Source organism: Cyclobacterium sp. (assembly GCF_014762705.1).
In the GTDB taxonomy this organism is placed as follows: domain Bacteria; phylum Bacteroidota; class Bacteroidia; order Cytophagales; family Cyclobacteriaceae; genus Cyclobacterium.
In genome coordinates, this window is sequence record NZ_JABURL010000123.1 from 77489 (window position 1) to 83561 (window position 6073).

4 protein-coding genes are annotated in these 6073 nt (G+C 41.3%); all 4 read right to left on the reverse strand.

Translation table 11 applies throughout. The annotated features are described in order from the left end of the window. Positions 1 to 86 precede the first annotated feature (86 nt). A complete protein-coding gene (locus HUJ21_RS24590) occupies positions 87 to 2006 on the reverse strand; it encodes an OmpA family protein (protein WP_291373682.1) in 1920 nt (639 codons plus the stop codon). A gap of 6 nt (positions 2007 to 2012) precedes the next feature. Then, a complete protein-coding gene (locus tag HUJ21_RS24595; protein WP_291373684.1) occupies positions 2013 to 2642 on the reverse strand; it encodes a 7-carboxy-7-deazaguanine synthase QueE in 630 nt (209 codons plus the stop codon). A 56-nt stretch (positions 2643 to 2698) separates the two neighbouring features. Continuing rightward, a complete protein-coding gene (folD, locus tag HUJ21_RS24600) occupies positions 2699 to 3598 on the reverse strand; it encodes a bifunctional methylenetetrahydrofolate dehydrogenase/methenyltetrahydrofolate cyclohydrolase FolD (protein WP_291373686.1) in 900 nt (299 codons plus the stop codon). A gap of 109 nt (positions 3599 to 3707) precedes the next feature. Beyond that, the gene (gene lepA / locus HUJ21_RS24605) at positions 3708 to 5501 is read right to left on the reverse strand and encodes a translation elongation factor 4 (RefSeq protein ID WP_166151411.1); all 1794 of its coding nucleotides are present in this window, start codon (positions 5499 to 5501) and stop codon (positions 3708 to 3710) included. Positions 5502 to 6073: the final 572 nt, after the last annotated feature.

The following is a 6073-nucleotide window of genomic DNA, read 5'->3' on the forward strand; positions in this document are numbered from 1 at the left end:
TAAAGCGGATGAATAAGGAATTCCAACAGATTAATAACGCTTAAAATCCAAATCAGTTTTTTTAAAAGGGTTATTTCTGAAGGAAACTATTGAATTTCAACCTCTATTCTTCGATTATATGATCTATTTTCCTCTGTATCATTTGGCCGGAGAGGTACTGAAGACCCTTTCCCTACGGTATTTATTCTTTCTCCTGCAATTCCGGCATCGATCAGAAAGGCCCTTACCTTTTCGGCCCTTTTTTTACTAAGCGTAACGTTATAGGTGTCATTGCCTACATTGTCCGTATGGCCTGCAATCAAAATGGCCACAGAGGGGTGATCTTCTAAAAATTTCACCAATCTATTGAGTGAACTTTCGGAGGCTGGTTTAAGACTGGTTTCATCAAAATCAAAAAATACATTTTCAAAGACAAAGTAATTACCAGATGCTATAGGTTCCAACTTTACTTCCAGGTTTTTCCTGTTCTTCAAACTATCACGATCAACATTATAGATTTTTGGCATAAATCCCTTTTTCTCAACATAAAGCCCTGAAAAAGCTTGATCCGGATAAATCATGGTAAATGTACCATCTATGCCTTCTGCCTTAAATCTGTATAAAGTACTGTCCTTATCAAGGTCTACCAGGGAGAGCATGGCATCTACTGGTTCACCTGTTTCTTCATTGATTACCCTTCCCTCAGTCACGATAATTTTTTCTCCGAGGTCAATTTCCTGCGGGAAATCAAACCGGTACAAAAAAGAACTATCCACCCTGTCCAGTGAATAATTATTTTCTGTATAGTATGCATAATCTTTTTCGGCAGTAATAAACAAGGCCAATTGGTCTTTCTGATCATTAATGGGATACCCAAGATTTTCAGGTTTTTCAAAGCCCTTAGGACCAAACCTGCTCAAAAAAATATCTTTACCCCCAAACCCATCATGTCCATCAGATGCAAAAAAGAGAATGGTATTGTTGAAAAAAACAAAGGGAGAAACCTCGTTTCCGGAGGTATTTACCTTTTCTCCCATATTTTTTGCTTCAGACCACTTGCCATCTGTTTGCCTTTCTGCATACCAAATGTCATTTTCCCCTTCTCCATTTGGTCTATTGGATGAAAAAAACAAGGTGCTGCCATCAGCTGAAAGTGAAGGCTGAGAATCCCAAAACCTGGAATTAACCTCCTTACCCATGTTTTCGGGCTTTTGCCAGGTACCATCAATTTTTTCCGTTAGGTATAGATCGCAACTTCCAAAGGAATCAGGCGTGTCACAAGAGGTGAATATAAGGAGGTTGCCATCTGCAGAAATGGTACAGGTCCCCTCATTATATCGGGTATTGATCAAAACGGATATGGGTTCGGGGGAAGTCCAATGGCCATTTTCATAATTGGAAAAATATATATCTTCATGGTCTCGTGGGGATATACCATCTCTTTTTGTAAAAAAAATCCGCTGACCGTCTGCAGTCAACACCGGGAAATATTGTAACCTGAATTGATTAAGGGGAGCGGGCAATTTTTCCTTTTTCAACTGCAATGGATTTTTAATTCCTTCTGCTATGATTTCAAGTTGACGTTTTTTCTTTTGATAGGCTTCGGATTCCAGAAATTCAGGGGTGAAAAAAGCCTGATTTTCCCTGATTGTCTTTAAGGCTTGGGGGAAATCTCCCATTTGAAGGTAGATCTGCCCCTCCAGCCAGGCCATCTTTCCCTTGAAAAAATCACTTTCTTTGATGGCAAGCCTGCTTTGACCCATTTTCAACACCTCCAAAGCTTCTGATGCTTGCCCGCTACTCAATAAGATCTGTGCGTGCCGGATATAAGCTTCATAAAAATCCTTACTCCTTAGGTAGGCTTCCTTAAACTTTTCTTTGGCTTCAGGAAGCTGCCTTCGTAGCAGGTAACCCTCACCTTCTTCAAAATACCTGATGGCCCGCTTGTCAATTATTGAATAATCCTGAGCCCGCCCTTGAAAAAAGACAGCCGTCAAAAGCAAACTAAACAGCAGGAACCTCAGCATATCGATTTAGGGTATCTCCATGAATTTATGGGTTTGCAATGAGACCCTCCAGGAAGGGTTTTCCTTAACAAAATTAATAATTAATGGCGTCATTTCCTCCGCCTTGGACCATTCAGGCTGCAAGAGAAGATGGCAATTTTTGTTGACCAAACTGGCATGTTTCAAAGCAAAATCAAAATCACTTTTATGGTAAATAATCGCTTTCATTTCATTTGCCCGCTTATAAATACCCGGGTCAGGAGCTTTAAACTTCTTGGGTGAAAAACAAACCCAGTCAATGCTTCCGGTTAAGGGGTATACGCCGGAAGTTTCCAGATTGATTTGGAAACCTTTTTCTTTTAAAAGCCTGGTGAGCAAGCTTAAATCGTACATCATGGGTTCCCCTCCTGTGATGACAGCCAACCTTGAAGGGTATGCTGCGGCTTCTTCAACAATCTGGTTCACAGGAACCAGTGGCCAATCACCTGCTTCCCAGGAGGCTTTTACATCGCACCAAACACATCCTACATCACATCCTCCCAACCGAATAAAATACGCTGGTTGACCTGAAAACAATCCTTCTCCCTGTATGGTATAAAAGGCCTCCATCAAGGGCAAAAGCTTCCCTTTTTGAATCAATTCCTGTTGTTCTTTCATAATTTTTGATTAAGCGGGTTATTGAACCGCTGATGAACATTTGTTAAACGCTGTAATTATGAATAAATTTTCTCTTGTGCAGCCAATAGGGTATTGTGCAAAAGCGAAGCAATGGTCATGGGACCTACTCCCCCCGGCACCGGAGTGATAGCAGATGCTATTTTTGAAACCTCATCAAATACCACATCACCAATAAGCCTGTATCCATTTTTTTTGCTATCATCTGGGATGCGGTGTATGCCGACATCTATCACTACAGCACCTGGTTTTACCATTTCAGCAGTGACAAATCCAGCCTTGCCAATAGCCACGATCAGAATATCAGCACTTCTGGCTATTTCATTGAGATTTTGGGTACGGCTATGGGTGAGCGTTACGGTACAATTTCCCGGATGATCATTCCTGGCCATTAAAATACTCATTGGTGAACCTACAATATGACTTCTTCCAATCACCACACAATGCTTTCCTGAAGTTTCAATTTCATACCGTTTCAGTAATTCCACTATACCGTTAGGAGTAGCAGAAATATAGGCAGGCCATCCCAGCGTCATCCGACCTACATTCGCAGGGGTAAAGCCATCCACATCTTTTTCGGGTCTGATTTGTGCTGTTACTTTTTCTACAGAAATATGCTTTGGAAGGGGTAATTGTACAATTAATCCATGAATTTCGGGATTGTCATTGATTTTCTGAATCTCTTTAAGCAGCTCTTCCTCGCTTACCTGCTCATCCAGACGGACAAGTGTAGATTCGAAGCCTACTTGTTCACAGGCTTTCACTTTGGCAGCTACATAGGTCTGACTGGCTCCATCCTCGCCTACCAGTATTGCAGCCAGATGAGGGGGATTCTCACCTGCTTTTTTTAATTCTTTTACTGCTTCTGCTATCTCTTCCTTAATAGTAGCCGAAACTTTTTTTCCATCGATTTTGAGAAATCCTTCTTTTTTTTCCATAGATTTTATTTTACCAAGAGCTCAATATTGACATTAAGGCAATGGGTGCGAGGGCGGTCAAACATTGGAAGCTGGTTAATCCCCCTTCCCTTCCCTGATACCGGAGCTGTTAATCCAATTTTAACACGGCCATAAAGGCTTCCTGGGGCACTTCCACATTACCCACCTGTCTCATTCTCTTTTTCCCTTTCTTTTGTTTTTCAAGTAACTTTCTTTTTCTGGAAATATCTCCACCATAACATTTGGCCAACACATTTTTTCTTAATGCCTTAACTGTCTCACGGGCAATTACTTTTGTACCAATGGCCGCCTGTATGGCAATTTCAAACATTTGTCGCGGAACCAGCTCTTTTAACTTTTCGCAAAGGCGCTTTCCCCATTCGTAGGCCTTTTCCCGGTGAACAATAGCTGACAACGCATCTACCGGCTCTCCATTCAACATCACGTCCAGCCTTACCATATGCGATTGCCTGAATCCGATCAGTTCGTAATCTAAAGAAGCATAACCTCTGGAAATGGTTTTGAGTTTATCAAAAAAGTCAAATACGATTTCCACCAAAGGCATATCGAAGGTAAGCTCCACCCTATCAGATGTTAGGTAAACCTGATTTTTAATCTGTCCCCGTTTATCCATACAAAGTTGGATTACCGGACCTATATAATCTGCTGCCGTAATGATGGCTGCCTTTACATAAGGCTCCTCTATGTGCTTGAACAAATTGGGCTCAGGCATGTCAGATGGCGCATTTACAAGACGGTATTCATCGTTATTCATCAGTGCTCGGAATTGAACAGAAGGTACTGTGGTGATCACAGTCATGTCAAATTCCCTTTCAAGGCGTTCCTGGATGATTTCCATATGAAGCATACCCAAAAAGCCGCATCTAAAACCAAAGCCCAGTGCAGCGGATGTTTCCGGCTCCCAAACCAAGGATGCATCATTGAGCTGCAGTTTTTCCATGGAAGCACGGAGCTCTTCAAAATCGGTGGTCTCCACAGGATATATCCCTGCAAATACCATTGGTTTTACATTCTCAAAGCCCTGTACAGTTTTGCTACAGGGTCGCTTAACATGCGTAATGGTATCACCAACTTTCACTTCTTTAGCCACTTTGATGCCAGAAACGAGATAGCCTACATTTCCAGCTTGCAATTGCTGTTGGGGCTTTTGCTGAATACCCAAAATCCCGATTTCATCGGCATTATATTCCTTTCCGGTATTCACAAACTTGATTCGGTCACCTTTGTTTATGGTCCCATTAAATATCCGAAACAAAACTTCTACACCTCTGAAAGGATTATAAACAGAGTCAAATATCATGGCTTGAAGGGGACCTTCTTCGTCTCCCTTGGGCGCTGGTATTTTTTCTACCACCGCATTGAGAATGTCTTCGATGCCTATTCCTTCTTTTCCAGATGCCAGAATGATATCCTCCCTTTCACAACCAATCATTTCCATGACTTCATCCGCAACTACTTCAGGCTGGGCTCCGGGCAAGTCAATTTTATTCAATACAGGTATTATTTCCAGGTCATGCCCTATGGCCAGGTAAAGATTGGAAATGGTTTGCGCTTCAATTCCTTGGGAAGCGTCAACAATCAATAGGGCGCCTTCACAAGCAGCAATAGACCGGGACACCTCATAGGAAAAATCCACATGACCCGGGGTATCGATAAGGTTCAGCGTGAATTCTTCTCCTTTATAAGGGTATTTCATCTGGATGGCATGGGATTTTATGGTGATCCCCCGCTCTCTTTCCAGGTCCATGCTATCCAGAAGCTGGTCTTGCATTTCCCTTTCAGTCACTGTATTGGTGAATTGTAAAAGCCGATCAGCCAATGTGCTTTTGCCATGGTCAATATGGGCAATTATACAGAAATTTCTTATTTTTTGCATATTCATACTAGGTGCAAAAATAGTAAATCCCCGGCGTTTTAATATGATTTGCTGATATTAATTGGAAGATAAGACCCCATTCCAATCAGGGATAGGTTTAATAGTAGCATACTCCCTCTTAGGTACTCATCCAAGTCCCATAAATGTCTTTTAAAGTTTAACAAAAAAGAAAACTTATTAGGAGAAGGTGGCCATAGATGGGGTACCTTCATTGAAGGCAACATTTTAATTATTGCTCTTTTGGATAAAAAACCAAATCACCAGGAGCTATTTTCTACAAACCTTATATTTCCTTATATGTCTTATATGGTTCTAAAAAAGGGAACCATATAAGGAATAGAAGAACATAGAAGTGGAGCTGTTTTTGATTTTCTCTGTTCTAATCCGTGGTGGGCACAAAGGATTCCCCACAGATAAACCCAGATTACCACAGATTTTTTTTTGTAGCCTAAACCTTATATTTCCTTATATGTCTTATATGGTTCTAAAAAAGGGAACCATATAAGGAATAGAAGAACATAGAAGTGGAGCTGTTTTTGATTTTCTCTGTTCTAATCCGTGGTGGGCACAAAGGATTC

Coding starts and splice junctions, on each gene's coding strand:
- HUJ21_RS24595 (WP_291373684.1), bottom strand. CDS start 2,642: ATGAAAGAACAACAGGAATTGATTCAAAAAGGGAAGCTTTTGCCCTTG.
- folD (WP_291373686.1), bottom strand. CDS start 3,598: ATGGAAAAAAAAGAAGGATTTCTCAAAATCGATGGAAAAAAAGTTTCG.
- lepA (WP_166151411.1), bottom strand. CDS start 5,501: ATGAATATGCAAAAAATAAGAAATTTCTGTATAATTGCCCATATTGAC.
- HUJ21_RS24590 (WP_291373682.1), bottom strand. CDS start 2,006: ATGCTGAGGTTCCTGCTGTTTAGTTTGCTTTTGACGGCTGTCTTTTTT.